Genomic DNA, 17389 nt, shown 5'->3' with positions numbered 1-17389 from the left:
AAATGGTCTATGTTCATCTTTTGTTCTGACAACATTCGAGAGTCAACTGCCAAGAATCTGACGTGTTGTCGGCAATGATGTTGCCGTCAGGATTCAGCGAACGGATTCAAATCGATGGCCATCAACTGCAAAGAATCATGGATGAGAAAAAATCCCCATGTGAGTATGTCGCCAGATCCAGCCTCCCGAGGATGAAGTATGTGCAATCTCTATAACGTCACCACGAACCAGCGGGCGATCCGCCAGGTCGTCTCGATCACGCATGACATTATCGGCAACATGGAGCCGTCCTTCGATGTCTGGCCCGACCGCATGGGACCGATTGTCCGCAATATCGATGGCGGCGGGCAGCTCGCGATGGTTCGGTGGGGGATGCCATTGTCAAAGCAAGCCTTGTTCATCAATGCCAAAAAGCGGGCGGACAAACTGCGTGCCAAGGGCAAGGAGGTCGACTTCGACGAGTTACTGGGAAACGAGCCCGATGGCGGCACCACCAATATCCGCAAGACCGACAGTAAACACTGGACCCGTTGGCTCGGAGTCGAAAACCGTTGCGTCGTGCCCGTCACGCGATTTGCCGAACCCGATCACGCCAGCAAGGTCGACGGTATCAGAGTGCCGAATGCCTGGTTCGAAGGCACCGGCGACGATCCGCTGATGTTCTTTGCCGGCGCCTGGGTTCCGGCCTGGACGAGCGTGCGCAAGATCAAGGAAGGAATGATCACAACGGACCTCTATGCCTTTCTGACCACGGATGCGAATGGCGTGGTCGGGCTGATCCATGACAAGGCGATGCCGGTCATCCTGACCACGAAGGACGAGGTCGAAACCTGGCTTACGGCACCGTGGGAAGAAGCCAAGGGCCTGCAGCGTCCGCTTCCCGATGACAAGCTCAAGATCGTCCCGATCGCCGACGACTTAGCAGTGGCGTGATCGCAATGTCTTTGGCGCGTACACGGCAGAGCATTGAGGCTGATGAGGACCGAGCGCCGCAGCGCAAGATCATCCATGTCGATATGGATGCGTTCTATGCCTCCGTCGAGCAGCGGGACAATCCCGAGCTTCGGGGCAAGCCCGTCGCCGTCGGTGGCTCGGCCGCTCGCGGCGTGGTCGCCGCCGCCAGTTATGAGGCGCGAACGTTCGGTGTTCATTCGGCGATGCCGTCGGTGACGGCAAGACGGAAATGTCCGGACCTGATATTTGTCGCACCGCGCTTCGACGTTTACAAAGTCGTGTCCCAGCAGATCCGCGAGATCTTCGCCGAATACACGCCACTGATCGAGCCCCTGTCCCTCGATGAGGCCTATCTTGATGTCACGGAAAACCTGAAAGGGATGGCCGTCGCCACCGAGATTGCCCAGGAAATCCGCGCCAGGATCAAGCAGGTCACCGGCCTCAATGCGTCGGCGGGGATCTCCTACAACAAGTTTCTGGCCAAGATGGCGAGCGATCTCAACAAGCCGAACGGCCAGGCGGTGATCACGCCGAAGAATGGGCCAGCATTCGTGGAAGCCCTTCCAGTCAAGAAGTTCCACGGCGTCGGTCCTGCCACCGCCGAGCGCATGCGGAAGTACGGCATTGAGACTGGCCTCGATCTGAAGTCAAAATCGCTCGCATTCCTGCAGGAGCACTTCGGCAAATCCGGTCCCTATTTCTACGGCATCGCGCGTGGGATCGATGAGCGCCGGGTCAGGCCTGACCGAATTCGAAAATCCGTCGGAGCGGAGGATACGTTTGTCGAGGATATTGCCGATCTCCAGCTCGCCGTTGCAGAACTGAATCATCTTGCAGAGAAGGTCTGGAGCTATTGCGACAGGAACGACATCAGCGGCAAGACCGTCACTGTGAAGATTAAGTATTCCGACTTCACCCAGGCAACGCGAAGCAGGACCACAGTGGGCGTGCTTTCAAGCGTCGCCGAAGTCGTTGAGATCGCAGAAAGCTTACTAGCCTCGGTCTATCCGTTCAGACGCTCCGTTCGCCTGCTCGGCGTGACGTTGTCGTCGCTGAATAACGCAAGTGAAAGTACAGACAAGACGCAGCTTGATCTCGGTCTCTGAAAGGTGCCGTCCCGAAGCCTGCCGCGGGAGGAGGTGCGGCAGGCTTGTTGGGAAAACACAGCGACCGGGAGGGGTAATGTCGCTGTTTGCCAGACGACACTCGGGAGGAGTGAGTCGTCTGATCAAAGGATGCCATTGGAACGGCAACACTTCGGCAAGCGGCTTATAGCGACTCCGAGCTGACTTCCCAGCAATAACGGCGCAAGGCAGCTATGCGGCTGGCGCATCGCCTTGGGCGAACTGTGACTTCGATTTGGGTAGCAACTCAGCCAATGTTGTCGGCAGCAGGCCGCGAGGGTCGACGCCGACATCGAACTGACGTGGCATTGGCTTCAAACGGCCGTGGGAATGTCCATGCAGATTGATCGACCTCTTGCCCATCTGATTCCAGGTTCGAAACGGATAGTGGCAAAGGATAAGGTGGTGCCCATCCAGCCGTAATTCGGCGTCATGCTGAACGCTAGCCCAACTATTCGCACTCGTTGTTTCGATCGGGTCGTTGTTACCAATGACGAGATGCTTCCTGCCATTGAACTGTGACAGAAGTCGCTCGGCGAAGTCGGGCTTCCTTGCAGCGAAATCGCCCAGATGCCAAACCTCGTCTTCCGGGCCAATCCTGCGGTTCCAGTTCGCGATCACCGCAGCATCGTGCTCGATCATGTTGGGAAAGGGGCGCCGGTCAATACGCAGAACCCTTGTGTCGCCGAAATGTGTGTCGCTAGTAAAGTAGATCATTCAGTCACTGCCGGGCCGGACCTGTTCGACGTGGAGGCTACCGCCCGGAAGAGGGACGAGTCAGCTCTTCTTCTGTTTTGCTGAGATAGATCCAGTCCGCCCACCTCTCCGGTTTCAGAACAACAATTTGGCGGCCGTGGATCGGCGCGACATCTGGTCCCGGTGCGGTAGTCAACATTGTGAAGGCCGGCGGTTGGTTGCCCTCGGTCTCCCGCCACAACCCCGCGATCGCCATCATCGGATGATCAGCGAGCGTGAAGCGATGCTTCGCCTTGGGATACTTCTTGCCCGTGAATTCGAAGAACGCGCTCGCGAGGACCAAACACCGTTTGCTATCTGCAAAATCCCGGCCTTCCGAGCGGAAGTTGAAGACTGGTCCGCCTCGGCCTTTTGGAGGAAAGCCAAACCTCAATTGGATCAGCTCAACCCCGTTGCCGATTGCCCGAACAATCGGCCCAAGGTCGCCGATTTTAATATCGTCGGCCTGCGGCAGGTCAGCCTCGTCCTGGTGTGAAGGAATATCCAGCGCGAGATCCTCCATAATCTTGCGGTATTCCGCATAGCGGATGTGTTGCTCATAGTCGTTGCACATTGCATCTTCACCGAAGGAGAGAGGTACCAGGAACCAACCCGAACAACGAGATCCTGAGGAGGCACGCCGCGATCGAGGCCGCGATACCGCAATCAGGGCATCCGTGTTGCGGGCACGAGGAGGCAACTCAAGGGCGGTGGTGACGTAGCGACGTCCTTCGTTCAAACATCTTTGTCATCGCATTGTGCGCATCGTTGTAGTCGTTAAAGGGTCCTGTCAGGGTGACCAGTTGATCGTAATCGACGACAAGGGCGTCCTTCCGGACTGGATCATGGATCAAATAGGCGTCTCTAAAATGGCTCGGCTGGGACAGCTTCATGTTTCCTCCTGACGGACACAAGCACAAGAATCGCTCACAGAGCGAAATAGGTTTCGAGATAATTTCTGATGGACCAAAAATGATAGATGTCTAAAATCAACCGCGCACCACATAGGCTTCTAACCAGGGGAGTAAAAAGCCTTGATAAGTGCGAATCCGGCTTGGCAGCCGGAAGAGATGGAAATGTTGCAGAGGGTTTATAAGACGATCCTCCGCGAGGAATGGTTTGACCGCAACGATCAGAATGAACGGGATCTTGCCCGTATTGTCATCGGCTTTTTCCAGCGCGGGATTGCCGACGAAGAATTGATATTTGTCGAAAGCCTTAGCGTGGCTCGCACTCGGTTCTCGAAAATTGACGTCGTTCAGCCGCAAACCGCTTAGACGTATCCGCCTCCATCTCCGCTATTCGTCGCTGGCCTGTTACATCGGGCTTTTAATCAGCGATTGTCTCAGCGTTCCCTGCGTTGAGATATCCCCTCGGATTAGGCCGCGATCTCCACCGCGGCCTCTTTTCGTTTCGTGGAACCGCGTGAATCTCCAACGCGTTGATTCACGAAGGAGAATCCGAATGAAACTCGCACGCAAATCCGAAAGTAACCCTGACAGAGCGCTCGAACTCGAAGAGCACATGGACATCGACATCACCGAGTTGCTCGCTAAGGCAGCCGACGCCGGCTATTCCGAGGAAGAGGCGATCACTGCGATCCTGAACGTCGCGAAATATCAGTCTTATGTCCACGGTCGGCTGCCCCACTCGTCGGACGATCCCGATCAGGCACGTTAGAGCGCGCATGGACTGAGAGGGCGTTCGCCGAAATCAAATAAAGGGCGCAGAACGACCGGTCGGAATGCGCCTTCGCAAAACGCGCCGTGTCGCGGATTTCAGGATCGCTACGAGAGCCGCATGCGCGCAGTTATTCGCGTGCCGTACGCCAATGGGGATATGTCACATATGCGGTGACCGTTCCCTCCGCATGAGACAGGATTGTCACTCTTTCACCCTTCGGCATGTAGACGATCTCCCCGGGCCCGGCAGTGACCAAACCGTTCGCCGACTTGACCGTCAGGCTACCCTGGATAACGATCATAGTGTCGTCGACCGCCATAGTCGCGGTTAAGCTTTGGTTGGCGCCATATCGGCCGTAGCCGATTGTCACGGGGCCTCCATGTCGCTCATCGACCATTTTTGCGGTGAACACCTCGCCATCCTGACCGGGCGACCGTCGAATTCTGCGTCGGCGATTGCGAATTTCTGCGCCTTCATTGCTGTCTCCTAGCGAGCTTCCTCTGAGTGGAAAGCGATGGACCGACGCGAGCGGATCATTTATCCGCTCCGCGCTCCGAGCGTCGCATTGGCATCTGGTCTATTAAGCTGAACCACTTTTCGTCCGTGATGACCTCGGCGGATGCAAGTTTTATCCCACCGTCCTTGCCGACCAGAAGGGCCTTGAACTCGTCGCCATTGATGTCCGCCTCTTCGCGAAGCTGGCGCGCGTTGACGAGGGCTGCATCACCAAATATCGAGCGAACATCGTCGCCATCGACGTGAAGAATGACCATGTCTCGATCGCTTATTTCGTCAGGCCGTGAGGTCAGAATGTCGACCTGCCTGACGAGCCTGTCGTCCTGAGGATCGCCGAAAAGGACAACGACCCGGTTCTTCCATTCGTACTTCGATAGGCTGTCCATTGCATATCCCGTGTGGCCGACTGCTAATATGACCGTGGCGACTAAGCACGTCAGACGCATTCACTCCTCCTGCTTGCAAGACCATCGAAGCGATTTTTGGTAAGCCATCGCACTGCTGCACACGACTGCGCGAGTGATCAATAGGTGTTGAACCGCGGAAAATCCTTGCGGACCCCTCAACCTCTATGTGGGCCTCCCGGTTCCTTGGCCTGGCGCGGGAACAGCGAAGGCGCTTATCGTGAGCAAACCGAACTAAGCGGGGAGCGCCTCGGCACCAGCAAGCTCGGCATGCATCTTTCGGCGATCAGACGCGTTGAAGTGTTCTGACGCAACCCGAGTCCAACACAAACATGCGTGGCGTCCCAACCGCCCTCGGCTCCGGAGCCTGATCGCGTAAACGACCCACCCGATATGGAGAGGATCTGCCTCATGCCCATGACCAAGATTTATGCCAATCTCTGTTGTTCCGAACCCAATGCCAGCTTCCCCTGGTACGAGAACTTGTTCGATCGCTCGCCGGATGCGCGGCCCATGACGGGTCTCGCCGAGTGGCATCATGCGCAATTGTCCGGCTTCCAACTTTATGAAAATGCCGACAACGCGGGTAGCGGGACGATGACGCTCATCGTCGATGATCTCGCTGGCGAAGCTGCGCGGCTTCTAGACGCCGGCATACTCACCGGAGAGATTGAGGAAGCGAATTACACAAGCATTGTCCGCATCAGAGACCCCGACGAGAACCTTGTGGTGCTGGCTCAGCCCAAAGAATGAGGTACAGGCGCCGGCTCGATGAAAGTCGAAAGGGATCACGAAGTCGAGGGTGCAACGATTGCACTCGATCATGATCGCATAGCCGTCCAACGGTTCCGCGAAAGCTTCCCTCGTGCCCGTTGGGACGATCAGCGCAAGGCGTGGTTCGTTCCAGGCAAGACAGCAGAGCACCGCATCGCCCGCTGGCACGCCTTGGAAGAAGCCAAAGCCGACATTCACGCAGATGCCAAAGGGCGGGATGCATATCAGTTCGAGCCAATCGAAAGCGCCTATCTCGAAGCCGGACTCAATCTGGTCGTGCGCACGCCTTATTCGAGGACAGTGGTCGATGAGCTGCGACAGGTGCCCTTTGCACGGTGGGATGCCGCCGATCGCATGTGGGTCGTACCGTTTCGATCGTATGACGACCTCAGACGACGCTGGCCAACCATCGAAGCCGCCGCCCGCCGGAACGAACCGGAAGCACGCCAGCGCCGACGCGCCGAGGCGAAAGGTACGGAAGCTTTTCTGGCGTCCCAGAAGCGATCGGCCGAGCGCCGGAAATTCAGATATCCCGTACCTCAAAATGACCTGCCGCCATTGGATCGCCCGGTCTCGACGCCGACCTATGGAATCGTCGCGATGACCGGCAGCCATGGCGAACTCGTCAGCGGCGATACCGCAGCTGAGTTCTATGCCGAGGTCGCAGCAGACCGTGAGTTGATCTGGGCAAGCTGGCGGCCCGCGACACTGGAAGAACTCGTTAAGACATGGCCCGCGCGCGCCGAGCCCCGACCTGCAGAGAGGGCACGGGGGTGGTGGCAGCCGACGAAGCCGGAACTTGTCGAGGCGAGGAAAGCGGCACGGGCGGTCGAACGGAGAAGGCAAAATGGCTGGTCGTGATATCGCCGCACCAAGAACGCCAGACGGTCGCTACATTATCGTCCGCGGGCGGCTTTGGAGAGCGAGTAACCCAGCCTTGGATGAAGCTGAGCGCCAACGCCTTGTCGACGAACTTATGAATGCCCGCCGGGCTGTGAAGGAGGCGAAAGGCGATCGGTTGGCAACGGCCCACGCCCGGCGAAGGGTCGATGAAGCGAAGACGGCACTCGGTGAGCGCGGCCCTGTCTGGTGGGATGATGGAACACCTGACCTCAACAGACACATGGTGGCTAACAGCCCCTACGCACTCTGGTTTGATCGACTGCCATAGCGGCCAAATTCCCGAAACTCAACTACTCTGCCGCCAGAATGTCAGGCTCAGGGCGTCGTGTTGGCACATCTATCCTACTCGACAGACCACCGTCAGCAGTGAAAATTCTTGCTTCCTCAACTCCTGCATAAAGATGTCTGATCAAGCCCAAGAGTGCCTTGCCCTCAGCATTCGCCAGCGTTCCCGAATAGCTTTCGGCCTGCATTAGCAAGCCCTTGCCATGATACTGGATCTCAAAGACCAACGACTCATCTGACATAGGAAAACGCCGTGACCGCGAGTGGGATTACCATGCCGACAGCCATCGCAGTCGCCAGTCTTATCGCCTGTAGTCGCCGCGTACGTCGGCCATCCCAATCATAAGTCATAGCGTCACTCCCGAGGGAGATAATCAAGCAAAGCCGGATGTATGAGTCAACAGCGATGCTTGAAACGCGAGATGCAATTTGGAATCAGCAAAGCTAAATTCGGCCGGTTCACCGGTTCTTCTTTATATTTTGCCAATCGGGCTCCGGCTCCGCAGGCGCACCTTCCCAACCGAATACGCTTCGCCCGCCCAGAAGCGGCGACCGGGCGAATTCCCCAGCAACGATTTCCTTCAGATCAGGTCCCGTGGCATACCGTTCAAGCTGCCTGGAGTGGTCGTCGAGCCGCCTTAGCGCCTGAAGTTCTTCGTCACGACCGAGGCGGCCATTTCTAACCGCCGACTTCATCACACTGATTGTTTCGTCATACACCTTCAGCGGCACCGGAAACGGATGACGATCCTTGCCCCCATGCGCCAGCGAAAACCGCGCTGGATCAGAGAAGCGACAGGGCGCGCCATGCACAACTTCTGCCACCATAGCCAACGCCTTGACGGTTCTCGCTCCGACGCCGGGCGTGAGCAACAAGCTTTCGAAATCGACAGGTCCACGGTCCGCGGCGGCAGCGAGGTTTCCATGCAAGCGGCGAATGTTCACGTCAGTCTCGCGAACATCATGATGTGCAGGCATGATCAGATGCGGCAACATGGGCTGCATGTCGTGACCTGTGACCTTCGCCGGCATCATCTCCGCTTCAAGGGCGCCAAGCTCGCGAACGATCTTGTCTGGCCCCAACGATGCGAGAAGCTCGAGCTGTCCCTTGCGCGACCGGTCGGCACGATGGTCGGCGAGATTGATGATCTCGCCCTGGCCCTTTCCCTCGATGGCGGCACGGGGTGAATCAAGAAAGCTTGTCAGCCCCTCGGACAGCCAGTGATAGCGGCGCGCTAGCTTATTGTCTCCGTTCATACCCTGCTGAACGACAGCCCATTTCCCGTCATCCGTCACGATGAATTCGAAAGCCCGTTTTTTACCCGCAGCAATGTTCGTGACGGGGCCCGGCCGACGGCATCCCGGACATAGTTCGGCGGACTGAAGGCCGCTGATGCCGTCTAGCGGACGAGTTGCGCGCGACGCTGCTCGAAGCGACCCGTGCCTACCAGAACGTGGTCCTTGATTCCGCACTTCACAGACCAACTGTCCCAGGCAGGTGCGCGGCAGGCATTTGTCGTCGCCGAATTGTTCCGCGGAGAACTAATGATGTTCTATCCGGCACGACGTGTGGTCGCCAAATCAATCGGCCTGCCACTTCCGGGGGCTCGCCCTTCGGTACGATTCTGCACAGATCGGCTCGTCGCTTCGAGTTGAAACTGATTCACCAGTTCTCTCAATCGGCCAGCTTCAGAAGACAGTGATGCCGCCGCCGCGGTCGATTGCTCGACCATTGCGGCGTTCTGCTGGGTCGCCTGATCCATCAAATTGACGGCCGTGTTGATTTCGGCGAGCCCTGTTGACTGCTCGCGCGCCGAAGTGGCGATTACATCCATACCCTGATTGATTTGCGCGACATGTTCGCCAATCGACTTGAGCGAAAGACCGGTTTCAAGAACCAGTTTCACCCCATTCTCCACTTCCGTCGACGACTTTTGGATCAGCCCTTTAATCTCCTTGGCCGCCTGCGCGGCACGCTGGGCGAGCTCACGGACTTCCTGGGCAACCACCGCAAAACCTTTGCCTGCCTCGCCCGCACGGGCAGCCTCGACGCCGGCATTCAGCGCCAGGAGGTTCGTCTGAAAGGCAATTTCGTCGATGACCCCGATGATGTTCGAAATCTGCTGCGAGCTATCCTCGATGCGTCGCATGGCCTGCTCCGCTTCTGACACGACCGTCGCCGACCGCTGGGCGCTGGCATTGGCCTCTTTCGCCACATTGCGTGCCTCGTCGGTGCGTTTCGTCGCCGTCGCAACATTCGCGGTGATCTCTTCCAGAGCCGCCGCAGTTTCTTCGAGAGACGCTGCTTGCTGCTCGGTGCGCTTGGAGAGATCTTGGGCCGCGGACGCGATCTCGCCGGTTCCGTTGTCGATGCTGTGCACCGTTTGCAGCACAGAGCCAATCGTCGTTCCCAATTGCCGGAGCGACGCATTGAAGTCCTCGCGCAGCGCTTCATACTCAGCCGCGAATTGCTCGGACAGCTGGAAGGAAATGTCACCTGCCGCAAGCCGCCGGAGGCCTTCACCCAATGTCGTCGTGGCGAAGCGCAATTGTTCGGCCTCGCGCTCGGCCTTCTGTTGAGCGGTTGCACGGGCGGCTTCGGTTTCGAGGCGGGATGCGGCAGCGTCTTTCTCAAGCCGAACAACGTTGAGAGCATTCTGCCGGAAGACTTCAACGGCGGCCGCCATGTCACCGACTTCGTCGGCGCGACCAGAATAGGGAATATCGCTATTCAGATGTCCGTCCGACAAGCGCTTCATGGCGGAGGCAATACTTTTGATTGGATTGGCGATACCAAACACCGCAAAGAAAATACCAGCAATGGCGATGATCGCTGCAAGGCCTGCGCTGACGGCCGTCATCACGAAAGCCGAGCTCGCCGAGGCAGCGCTTGCGGCAACAAAGCCTTCAGCCTGGTCGAGAATGAAAGTGACCAGTTCAACCACCCCTTTGTTCACCCGTTCAGCTTGAGGCTCCATCTCCTGTTTGTAGAAAGTATGCGCGTCGGATGCCTTGCCCGCATTCTGCAGGACAATCATCTGACCCGCCAGCTCGCGATATTTGGCCAGCTCCGGCTTTATCCTATTGATCAACTCCCTTCCACGCTCGGTGCGAACGCCATTCTCGTATTCGCTGACCACCTTATCCAATGCGGCCCTTGCCGCTTCGATCTTTTGCTGCCCTATGGTTCTCTCCTCCGCAGTATCCTCGAGAAGGTATTGGGAGTAGACCAAGCTTAGACCTAGGAAATTGCCCTTGATCTCTCGCGCCGTCACCATCCGCTGCATCCAGAACGTCCCGATCTGTTCAGTGTTGGCGCTGAGCGTCGAGATTGTGCTGAGCCCCTCATAGGACAAGGCGGCGATAAACGCGGTGATGATCGACAGCTTGATAATCAGCGCCTGTTTAATGGTGGGGCGTTTCATGCGGGTCTCCAATAGAGTTCCTGGCTGACCGCAGAGGGTCTAAACTACGCTCGCATCTCGTGGATAATTTAGCGTTAACTGATGGAACTTGAGGTCTTCGTGTTGTAATCCGGTGAGCTCTTGCGCCATTGCGGACGAACAGCCCTCTCCGGGTGGGTCAGCTATCGTGTGCCGGTGATTGATGCGTGATCATAGGCCGGAGCGTTCGAGAAAGGCTCCCGCAAATTCGCGACGACGTGCGCTAGGGCGCGCGGATCGCTCTTGCCGGACGTCCTGCGCGGAATTATTCTCGGTCATCCGAAGGAGGTCGCCATGCGCAATGCACTTGCACCCGGTGACTATAATGTCGTGAATTCGGTTTTCAAATCACTCGCTCAATTAGAATGGTTTGATCGCACCGACGAAAACGAGAAGGCGTGCGCCAGACTTGTGCTCCGCCAGTACAGCATGGCCGGCCTGAGCGAGGCGGCCTTGTTAGCCCAATGCGAGGACGCGGCGCGAGAGATGTTTACACGCCGACATTGACGCGGGCCGATCAAGGAAGGACCGCCGCCCAGCAACCTACCGCCGTGCGTCAACCTCAACCAGAATCGTGACGAGTTTCCAGACCGGTGATCAGCAAGGGGCACGCCCGACGAAGTCGCAATCTTGCTCGAGCGCGTCGATAAGCGATTTCGCCGCTGCCTCGGCCGCCTCGCGCGACGGGAAGGGACCGTCGAGCGTGTATGCTACGCCGTCAATGATCAGCAGCGCGTCTTTCTTGAGCAAATTGTAATAGAGCTGTCGACTAGCTGTCATGCAGTGCTCCTCAAGGTTGTCGGCATCATGCAGCATCTCTAATTTGACGAAAATCAAAAGATCTTGGGAGAGTGGGAAGAATTTTGCAGCGTAAGGCCTCCTACTGACTGCACGGATATGCTTCTTGAAATGCTAAGGTGATGACAACTGCTGCAGGAAGGTGAGCTTCGCCGGATTGTCTTCCATCCACTTGACTGCAACGTCGACTGCCGTGCCCATCACGATGTTAGTTGGCAGACAGAAGCGAGGCTGCATGTCATCCACTGTGGCGAGCACACTGACAGTGTCAGCGGCCATCGTAACTGCCCTACGGCAACTGGCAATCTAATCAGCCTGTATCAATGTCGGTCGCATATCAGAATTGCTGAATTTTGCGTAGACGAGACATTCTTCGAATAGCGTTTGACCGTTAGTGAACGTGCCGGAAGTAGATTGCGCGACCGGTGCGGCAAAGCCGGCAAGGGCAATAATCACAGACAACGCGCCGCCTATAATTCGCATCCCAACTCCCAGACCTTCATGCAGGTGTCTTGTCGGCCTGATGTTTCAAGAAAGTCTCCAGCGCAATGGGTGCCGACAAACATTAGTTGCTTGCGAGATTCAGACGTTTCGGTCAAGGATCGCTAACAACACATCCTGCCCTTCTGTTCGCACAAAGAGACGCCCATGGAAACAAGCCAAAGCGTGAAAGTCCAGTACGACGTGATGACCAAACGAGTTGATGTCACGTACGGCGAGCGTTGTGTTACCGTTTCCGGCAAATACGAAACTATCGAGGAAGCCCGCAAAGCTGTCGAAGTCTACGCCAGGCGATGGCTCATCAAGAAATGAAGTCCCCTCGCCTCGCCGCAAATCACCCCGATCGTATCCTGGATCTCGAGAATGACTGGAATCCCATCTCGTCGCGCTCATGGATCGCGCCCGCGATCTCGGATGGCATCAGGAGGAAGTCTGCGCCGCGGTGATCAGCCTCGCCCAAAACTACGTCCTGCGCTTTGAAGCGAATGTCGAGACGGACATCGTGATAGCGAAGTCGGCGGCGAGCACCTGCACTGATGGCTTGGGAAAAGAAGTATCAATGGGTCAGATCATGGCGGGCGAGACCGGCGTCGACGGCAAACCTTATGAGAATTGTTGAATAGCCCCGAGTTTCGCATCGCCCAGCCGATGACACGACGGGAATAAAGATCGATGACGACGGCGAGATAGGCGAAGCCCTCACAGGTTCGGATGTAGGTGATGTCCGTGACTCAGGCCGTGTCTGGAGCCGCGGCGTCGAACTGCCGGTCGAGCGAATTATCTACGACAACGGAAGGCCTGCCGCCGTAGATGCCGGGACGGCGTTTGTAGCCAATCTGCGCCTTTATCCCAGCAACGCGTGTCAGGCGTGCGACCCGGTTCGGGCAGCACATCTCGCCTTGGTCGAGAAGATCGTCGTGCAGCTTTCGATAGCCGTAGACCTTGCCGCTCTCTTCCCATGGGCGTCAGTTTCCAGTGCGACTTCAGCTGCCCGCAAAACATCCTCAAGATGCAGCACATCGTCGTCTTCGCGTGCAATCTCGTCAAGCAACATGAAAAGACCTCGATCAAACTGATGCGTTTTTGGCGGACTAGCCGCATTTTCCTGACAACCTGCTGCTGACCTCCTCTCCGCTAGTTTCGCCTTGTGCACGCTATCGTACGAAGAAAAGCCCGGCCGCCGCAGCGACCGGGTCGAATTTAAAGGCTGAACAGCCTGTAGAATGCCTCGCGACCTTGAAGGTTCCTCTGACCATGTGATCTAGCATGACGCCGCCCGACGACGAGCAACTTTATGGGGTTGGGGCTGTTACCCAGAAGTCAACAGCAGGAGCATCTCATGCCAAGATTTTATTTCCACATTCGAAATCACGAGGATCTCGTCCGCGACTTGGAAGGTGTTGAAATGCCTAACGCAAGGGCCGCGCTTGATGAGGCTCAAGAGGCCGCACGAGAAATCCTTGCGGAGAAAGTTAGGAAGGGCGAGATTGTCGACGGCAACGAATTCGAGGTTCATGACGAACTTGGCGGGAAGCTTTTCACCTTACCGTTCAAATCCGTCCTACGGGTAGAATGAAAAAAGCCCGGCCGCCGAAGCGACCGGGCAAAGCCAAATGATGAAACACTCTTAGAACTGGTCCCTGCGCGACTTGAGATCGTCGAACACTTACCCGATGTCTATCTCCGGAGCTGAATCCAGCAGTTGCAAGTAACCTTCAGTTCACCCCTTTCGGGCATGCTTTAGCGCGCGCGAATATTATGCTGGGAGACATCAGAATGAATGGCGAGAAGGCAGCCCATCTGGAGGTCGACGCTCTGCGCGAAGAGGTGGAAAGGCTGGAATCGGCCTTGCATGGAGCCGGGCAAGGGGTTTGGGACCACGACCTCGCTTCCGGCACCGTACGTTACTCCGCAACCTGGAAAACGCTCCGGGGCTATTTGCCTGACGATGAGGTTGACGAAATCGCCGGTCCGTGGATCGACCGCCTTCATCCCGAGGACAGGAAACGCATAGATGAAACCACCGCGCGGCAGGACGCGGGCGAACTCCAGATTAATTCGTTTGAATATCGGGAGCGGCATCGCAATGGACAATGGATATGGATATTGAGCCGCGGCCGCCCGATTGCATGGCTGCCCGATGGTCGGGTCGCGAGGATACTTGGTACGGACACAGACATTTCCGCATTAAAAGAGGCCGAACTCGCACTGGCCGAAGAGAAGGAGCGTCTCCTCGTTACCCTGAGATCGATCGGCGAGGGGATTGTCTGCCTGGATTCTAAGGGACTGATCACTAGTTTCAACAGCTCAGCGTGTGAACTTACCGGTTGGTCAACCGAAGATGCTGTCGGGCGGCATTTGTCCGAAGTCTTGGATCTGCGATCCACAGTCGATACTTCCATAGCTCACTCCCCGGTGACCTACGCCACTGCGCTGGAGAATGGTTCCACATTTTTGGAGGAAGCAGAGGTTGTGCGGCGAAATGGGTCGCGCAGGCGGGGCCACTGTTCGATCTCACCTGTGATGATAAGAGGGACGCTCTCTGGTTTCGTAGCGGTCATCCGCGACACCACTGATGAGCATGAGTATAAGGCCCGCCTCCACCATGCTGCAACGCATGACCCTCTGACAGGGCTGCCGAACAGGATCATATTCGAGGCTGCGATCGAGCGGGCAGTGTCGACGGCGCGCCTTGAGGGCCGCAAACACACGCTTTGCATGCTGGATCTTGATCATTTCAAGCTTGTCAATGACGGCGCAGGTCATTCGGCGGGGGACAAGGTTCTCCAGGGGATATCGGAAAGTCTCGTCAAGTCCTGCGGCGATGCGAATGTCGTGGCGCGCCTTGGGGGAGACGAATTTGGCATTCTACTTGCCGATATCCATGGCCGCGCGGCTAAAGATTTTTGCGACACAATTACGAAGGACATTGGCAAATATGGGTTCCAGTCGGGGCATAAGGTGTTCCGCGTTGGCGTCAGCGTCGGTATGAAGTGCATAACGGGAGACGAGCCGAGCGCTTCCAAGCTTATGTCGCTGGCCGACGAGGCGTGTTACCGGGCTAAAGCCGCTGGAAGGGGGCGGTGGGCGTCGGCGGACGAAACAACCGGGGATCCACAGAAGCCACTTGAGGGATTCATGTCTCTTGTATCGGCGGACGACGAGATCGCATCGAATTTCGCCCGCGCTACCCATCTCGCACTGATTTCGATCAGCGGCGAAGGCAATATAGAATTCGTAAACGGTTCCGCCCTGAAGCTATTTGGCTATGTCAAGGACGAGATGCTCGGCAAGCCAATTACCATCATCATTCCGGAACGGATGCGAGGCGCTCATTCGAGTGGACTTACGAGGGTCGCCGCAGGTGAAAAGCCAAATCTCGGCGGAAAGACGGTGGAAGTCTCAGCGATCCGTAAAGACGGGACTGAATTTCCAATCGAGATTACGCTTTCCATTTGGCGTGACAAAGACCGGATGTACGCTGGAGCGGTAATTAAAGATATCTCCGAACGCCGGGAGCGGGATAACAAGCTTTTGCGCTTGGCGAGCCAGGACACACTTACCGGCCTGCACAACCGCCATCGCTTCACCGAGCTATTGAAGGCTGAACTCGCCTCGGAACGGCCGGCCACTTTAATCCTGATGGGCCTCGATGGGGTCAAGGATGTCAACGACACACACGGCCACGGAGTAGGCGACTCACTACTCCAGGCGGTCGGCGTCAGGCTTCCCTATATGCTCAAAGCTGGCGCCGAAGTCGCGCGCTTCGGGGGCGAGGAATTCGCCATTCTCATCCCGAACCTGGGCGATCCAATCGTAGCTTCTCAAGAGGTGTCTGCGATCATGGACGGGTTTTCAGCGCCATTCGACATAGGCGGACATGTTCTGGAGCTTGATGCGAGCATCGGCTACGCCATTTCTCCCGCACATGGCAATGACGATGAGGAATTGGTCGCTAGCGCTGATTTTGCGCTATATCGCGCAAGAGCCGCGGGTAAGCGAAGCGTCAGAATGTTCGAACCTTCTATGCGCAGTGAAAGCGTGGCACGCAGATCCTTACGAGATGAGCTCCGGAGAGCTCTCGGACATGGGGAACTGGTCATGTACTACCAGCCACAAGTCTACCTTGCGACAGGCGAGGTATTCGGCTGCGAGGCTCTAATCAGATGGCAACATCCTGAACGGGGCTTGCTGCTTCCGGGGGCATTTCTGCCGGCATTGGATCAAAGCTCGCTCACCCTGGATATTGGTTGGTGGACGCTCGATGAAGCATGCCGCCAATTGTCGCAAATCAATGCTGTAGGGCATCGATTGAGAATGGGCGTGAACTTGTTTCCGGCTCAGATGCGTTCGCCGAACTTATGCCGCAAGGTCGCTGACGGGATGGAAAAACACGGCATTGACCCAAGCGATCTGGAACTCGAAGTCACCGAGAGTGTGGCGCTGCATGACAACGACAAATCGCTCGAAGCCCTTAGCGCCTTACGCGCTATGGGCGTCGGCATTGCATTTGACGACTTTGGGACCGGGTATGCTTCGCTCAGTTCGCTTCAGCGATACCCCCTTACAACTTTGAAGATCGACCGGGGCTTCATCCGGGATATCTTTACACATCCGCAAGACGCGGCGATCACTAAGGCACTGATCACTATGAGTGGCGAGCTCGGACTTCTAACAGTTGCCGAAGGTATAGAAACCGCGGAGCAAGAGGCAGCACTGCGCGAGTATGGATGCCTTGCCGCCCAAGGTTACCGGTTTGGCAAGCCCATGTCGGGAAATGATTTCGAGAAGTTTGTGAACCAGTCGAAAGGCTCCCCCCCACAAGCGACAGCTAACAACTCAACTCGGTTAGGATGACTGGCACGGTTGTGACATTCAATTCCGGTCGGCATGGCGAGGTGCGACCAGGGAACTGATCGCGTAGCTGCGCCCGGTAGGAAGGCCGACGAACACACCGTGCCAAGGCGAATCCTTCACAGTCTTCCTTTCGTGCAGGTGCGTTTCACATTGCGAGCATCACCCCCGCAGAGCATCAAGAAAACCCGTCCTTGTTCTGGCGAGCGGCTCAAGCCACTGGGGGCCGCTTTCAGCACAATGCCGAGGGTGCCTTCGTTTTGGACCACGTACCGAAGGTTGGTCATGAAGCTCGCTTATTCCGCGGCGTGATAGCCGTTTTGCTGCCAGGATTTTCAAGTGCTGAGGCCGGTTTGAATACCGCTGTACCATCACGCTCGAAGTTCGCCACAAATTCATCGACTCCATCTTCAGC

Annotated in this window: 18 protein-coding genes and 4 pseudogenes; 11 read left to right on the top strand and 11 right to left on the bottom strand. The window is 56.9% G+C overall.

Features of this window, described 5'->3' with window-relative positions:
- The first annotated feature begins 198 nt into the window (after positions 1-198).
- Both AC2YI2_RS18020 and dinB read left to right on the top strand, forming a co-directional pair.
- Entirely contained in the window at positions 199-933 is a 735-nt protein-coding gene (locus AC2YI2_RS18020; RefSeq protein ID WP_487387879.1) for an SOS response-associated peptidase, read from the top strand.
- 5 nt (positions 934-938) lie between these two features.
- Positions 939-2060, top strand: a complete 1122-nt coding sequence (gene dinB, locus AC2YI2_RS18015) for a DNA polymerase IV (protein WP_487387878.1) — start codon at positions 939-941, stop codon at positions 2058-2060.
- 210 nt (positions 2061-2270) lie between these two features.
- On the opposite strand, the gene AC2YI2_RS18010 is transcribed toward dinB, so the two are convergent.
- From AC2YI2_RS18010 to AC2YI2_RS17995, 4 genes and pseudogenes are all read right to left on the bottom strand, one after another.
- Positions 2271-2795 (bottom strand): metallophosphoesterase family protein, encoded by a 525-nt coding sequence (locus AC2YI2_RS18010; protein ID WP_487387877.1) that lies wholly within the window; start codon positions 2793-2795, stop codon positions 2271-2273.
- A pseudogene (locus AC2YI2_RS18005) lies at positions 2796-3387 on the bottom strand (SOS response-associated peptidase).
- A gap of 127 nt (positions 3388-3514) precedes the next feature.
- On the bottom strand, positions 3515-3706 hold the full coding sequence (locus tag AC2YI2_RS18000) for a hypothetical protein (protein WP_487387876.1): 192 nt from the start codon (positions 3704-3706) through the stop codon (positions 3515-3517).
- Between the two features lie 96 nt (positions 3707-3802).
- The gene (locus AC2YI2_RS17995; protein WP_487387875.1) at positions 3803-4081 is read right to left on the bottom strand and encodes a hypothetical protein; all 279 of its coding nucleotides are present in this window, start codon (positions 4079-4081) and stop codon (positions 3803-3805) included.
- A 196-nt stretch (positions 4082-4277) separates the two neighbouring features.
- Here AC2YI2_RS17995 and AC2YI2_RS17990 point away from each other — a divergent pair, with 196 nt between their 5' ends.
- Complete coding sequence (locus AC2YI2_RS17990; protein ID WP_487387874.1) at positions 4278-4493, top strand: hypothetical protein; 216 nt, start codon at positions 4278-4280, stop codon at positions 4491-4493.
- A 130-nt stretch (positions 4494-4623) separates the two neighbouring features.
- Here the strand turns inward: AC2YI2_RS17990 and AC2YI2_RS17985 are convergent.
- A pseudogene (locus AC2YI2_RS17985) lies at positions 4624-4973 on the bottom strand (ethanolamine utilization protein).
- Between the two features lie 56 nt (positions 4974-5029).
- Complete coding sequence (locus AC2YI2_RS17980) at positions 5030-5398, bottom strand: DUF4174 domain-containing protein (protein WP_487387873.1); 369 nt, start codon at positions 5396-5398, stop codon at positions 5030-5032.
- A gap of 429 nt (positions 5399-5827) precedes the next feature.
- On the opposite strand from AC2YI2_RS17980, the gene AC2YI2_RS17975 reads away from it, so the two are divergent.
- Genes AC2YI2_RS17975 through AC2YI2_RS17965 form a run of 3 tightly spaced genes read left to right on the top strand, consistent with a single transcriptional unit; the run spans position 5828 to position 7361 of the window.
- Positions 5828-6169: a VOC family protein gene (locus AC2YI2_RS17975; RefSeq protein WP_487387872.1), complete on the top strand. Its 342-nt coding sequence runs from the start codon at positions 5828-5830 to the stop codon at positions 6167-6169.
- A gap of 18 nt (positions 6170-6187) precedes the next feature.
- Complete coding sequence (locus AC2YI2_RS17970; protein ID WP_487387871.1) at positions 6188-7051, top strand: hypothetical protein; 864 nt, start codon at positions 6188-6190, stop codon at positions 7049-7051.
- Positions 7038-7361 (top strand): hypothetical protein, encoded by a 324-nt coding sequence (locus AC2YI2_RS17965; protein ID WP_487387870.1) that lies wholly within the window; start codon positions 7038-7040, stop codon positions 7359-7361. Before AC2YI2_RS17970 ends, AC2YI2_RS17965 begins: the two co-directional genes overlap by 14 nt.
- Before the next feature lie 476 nt (positions 7362-7837).
- Here the strand turns inward: AC2YI2_RS17965 and AC2YI2_RS17960 are convergent.
- Both AC2YI2_RS17960 and AC2YI2_RS17955 read right to left on the bottom strand, forming a co-directional pair.
- Positions 7838-8680 (bottom strand): annotated as a pseudogene (locus AC2YI2_RS17960) (DUF763 domain-containing protein); the annotation flags it as partial.
- A gap of 251 nt (positions 8681-8931) precedes the next feature.
- Positions 8932-10803 (bottom strand): HAMP domain-containing methyl-accepting chemotaxis protein, encoded by a 1872-nt coding sequence (locus AC2YI2_RS17955; protein ID WP_487387869.1) that lies wholly within the window; start codon positions 10801-10803, stop codon positions 8932-8934.
- Between the two features lie 312 nt (positions 10804-11115).
- Here AC2YI2_RS17955 and AC2YI2_RS17950 point away from each other — a divergent pair, with 312 nt between their 5' ends.
- Complete coding sequence (locus tag AC2YI2_RS17950; RefSeq protein WP_487387868.1) at positions 11116-11328, top strand: hypothetical protein; 213 nt, start codon at positions 11116-11118, stop codon at positions 11326-11328.
- A gap of 90 nt (positions 11329-11418) precedes the next feature.
- On the opposite strand, the gene AC2YI2_RS17945 is transcribed toward AC2YI2_RS17950, so the two are convergent.
- Together AC2YI2_RS17945 and AC2YI2_RS17940 are read right to left on the bottom strand one after the other, a co-directional pair.
- The gene (locus AC2YI2_RS17945; RefSeq protein WP_487387867.1) at positions 11419-11601 is read right to left on the bottom strand and encodes a hypothetical protein; all 183 of its coding nucleotides are present in this window, start codon (positions 11599-11601) and stop codon (positions 11419-11421) included.
- Positions 11602-11733: 132 nt separating this feature from the next.
- The gene (locus AC2YI2_RS17940; RefSeq protein ID WP_487387866.1) at positions 11734-11898 is read right to left on the bottom strand and encodes a hypothetical protein; all 165 of its coding nucleotides are present in this window, start codon (positions 11896-11898) and stop codon (positions 11734-11736) included.
- Between the two features lie 369 nt (positions 11899-12267).
- On the opposite strand from AC2YI2_RS17940, the gene AC2YI2_RS17935 reads away from it, so the two are divergent.
- Positions 12268-12432: a hypothetical protein gene (locus tag AC2YI2_RS17935; protein WP_487387865.1), complete on the top strand. Its 165-nt coding sequence runs from the start codon at positions 12268-12270 to the stop codon at positions 12430-12432.
- 79 nt (positions 12433-12511) lie between these two features.
- On the top strand, positions 12512-12739 hold the full coding sequence (locus tag AC2YI2_RS17930) for a hypothetical protein (RefSeq protein WP_487387864.1): 228 nt from the start codon (positions 12512-12514) through the stop codon (positions 12737-12739).
- A gap of 10 nt (positions 12740-12749) precedes the next feature.
- On the opposite strand, the pseudogene AC2YI2_RS17925 reads toward AC2YI2_RS17930, so the two are convergent.
- Positions 12750-13079: pseudogene (locus AC2YI2_RS17925) on the bottom strand (IS3 family transposase); the annotation flags it as partial.
- Between the two features lie 380 nt (positions 13080-13459).
- Here AC2YI2_RS17925 and AC2YI2_RS17920 point away from each other — a divergent pair.
- Positions 13460-13696 carry a DUF6894 family protein gene (locus tag AC2YI2_RS17920; RefSeq protein ID WP_487387863.1) on the top strand — a complete coding sequence of 79 codons (237 nt, stop codon included), beginning with the start codon at positions 13460-13462 and terminating at the stop codon, positions 13694-13696.
- 200 nt (positions 13697-13896) lie between these two features.
- Positions 13897-16977 carry a diguanylate cyclase domain-containing protein gene (locus tag AC2YI2_RS17915; RefSeq protein ID WP_487387862.1) on the top strand — a complete coding sequence of 1027 codons (3081 nt, stop codon included), beginning with the start codon at positions 13897-13899 and terminating at the stop codon, positions 16975-16977.
- Positions 16978-17389: the final 412 nt, after the last annotated feature.

Source organism: Rhizobium sp. SRI_017 (genome assembly GCF_057586295.1).
Note: the sequence above shows the minus strand (reverse complement) of the source record. Positions and strands in the feature narration are given on the sequence as shown.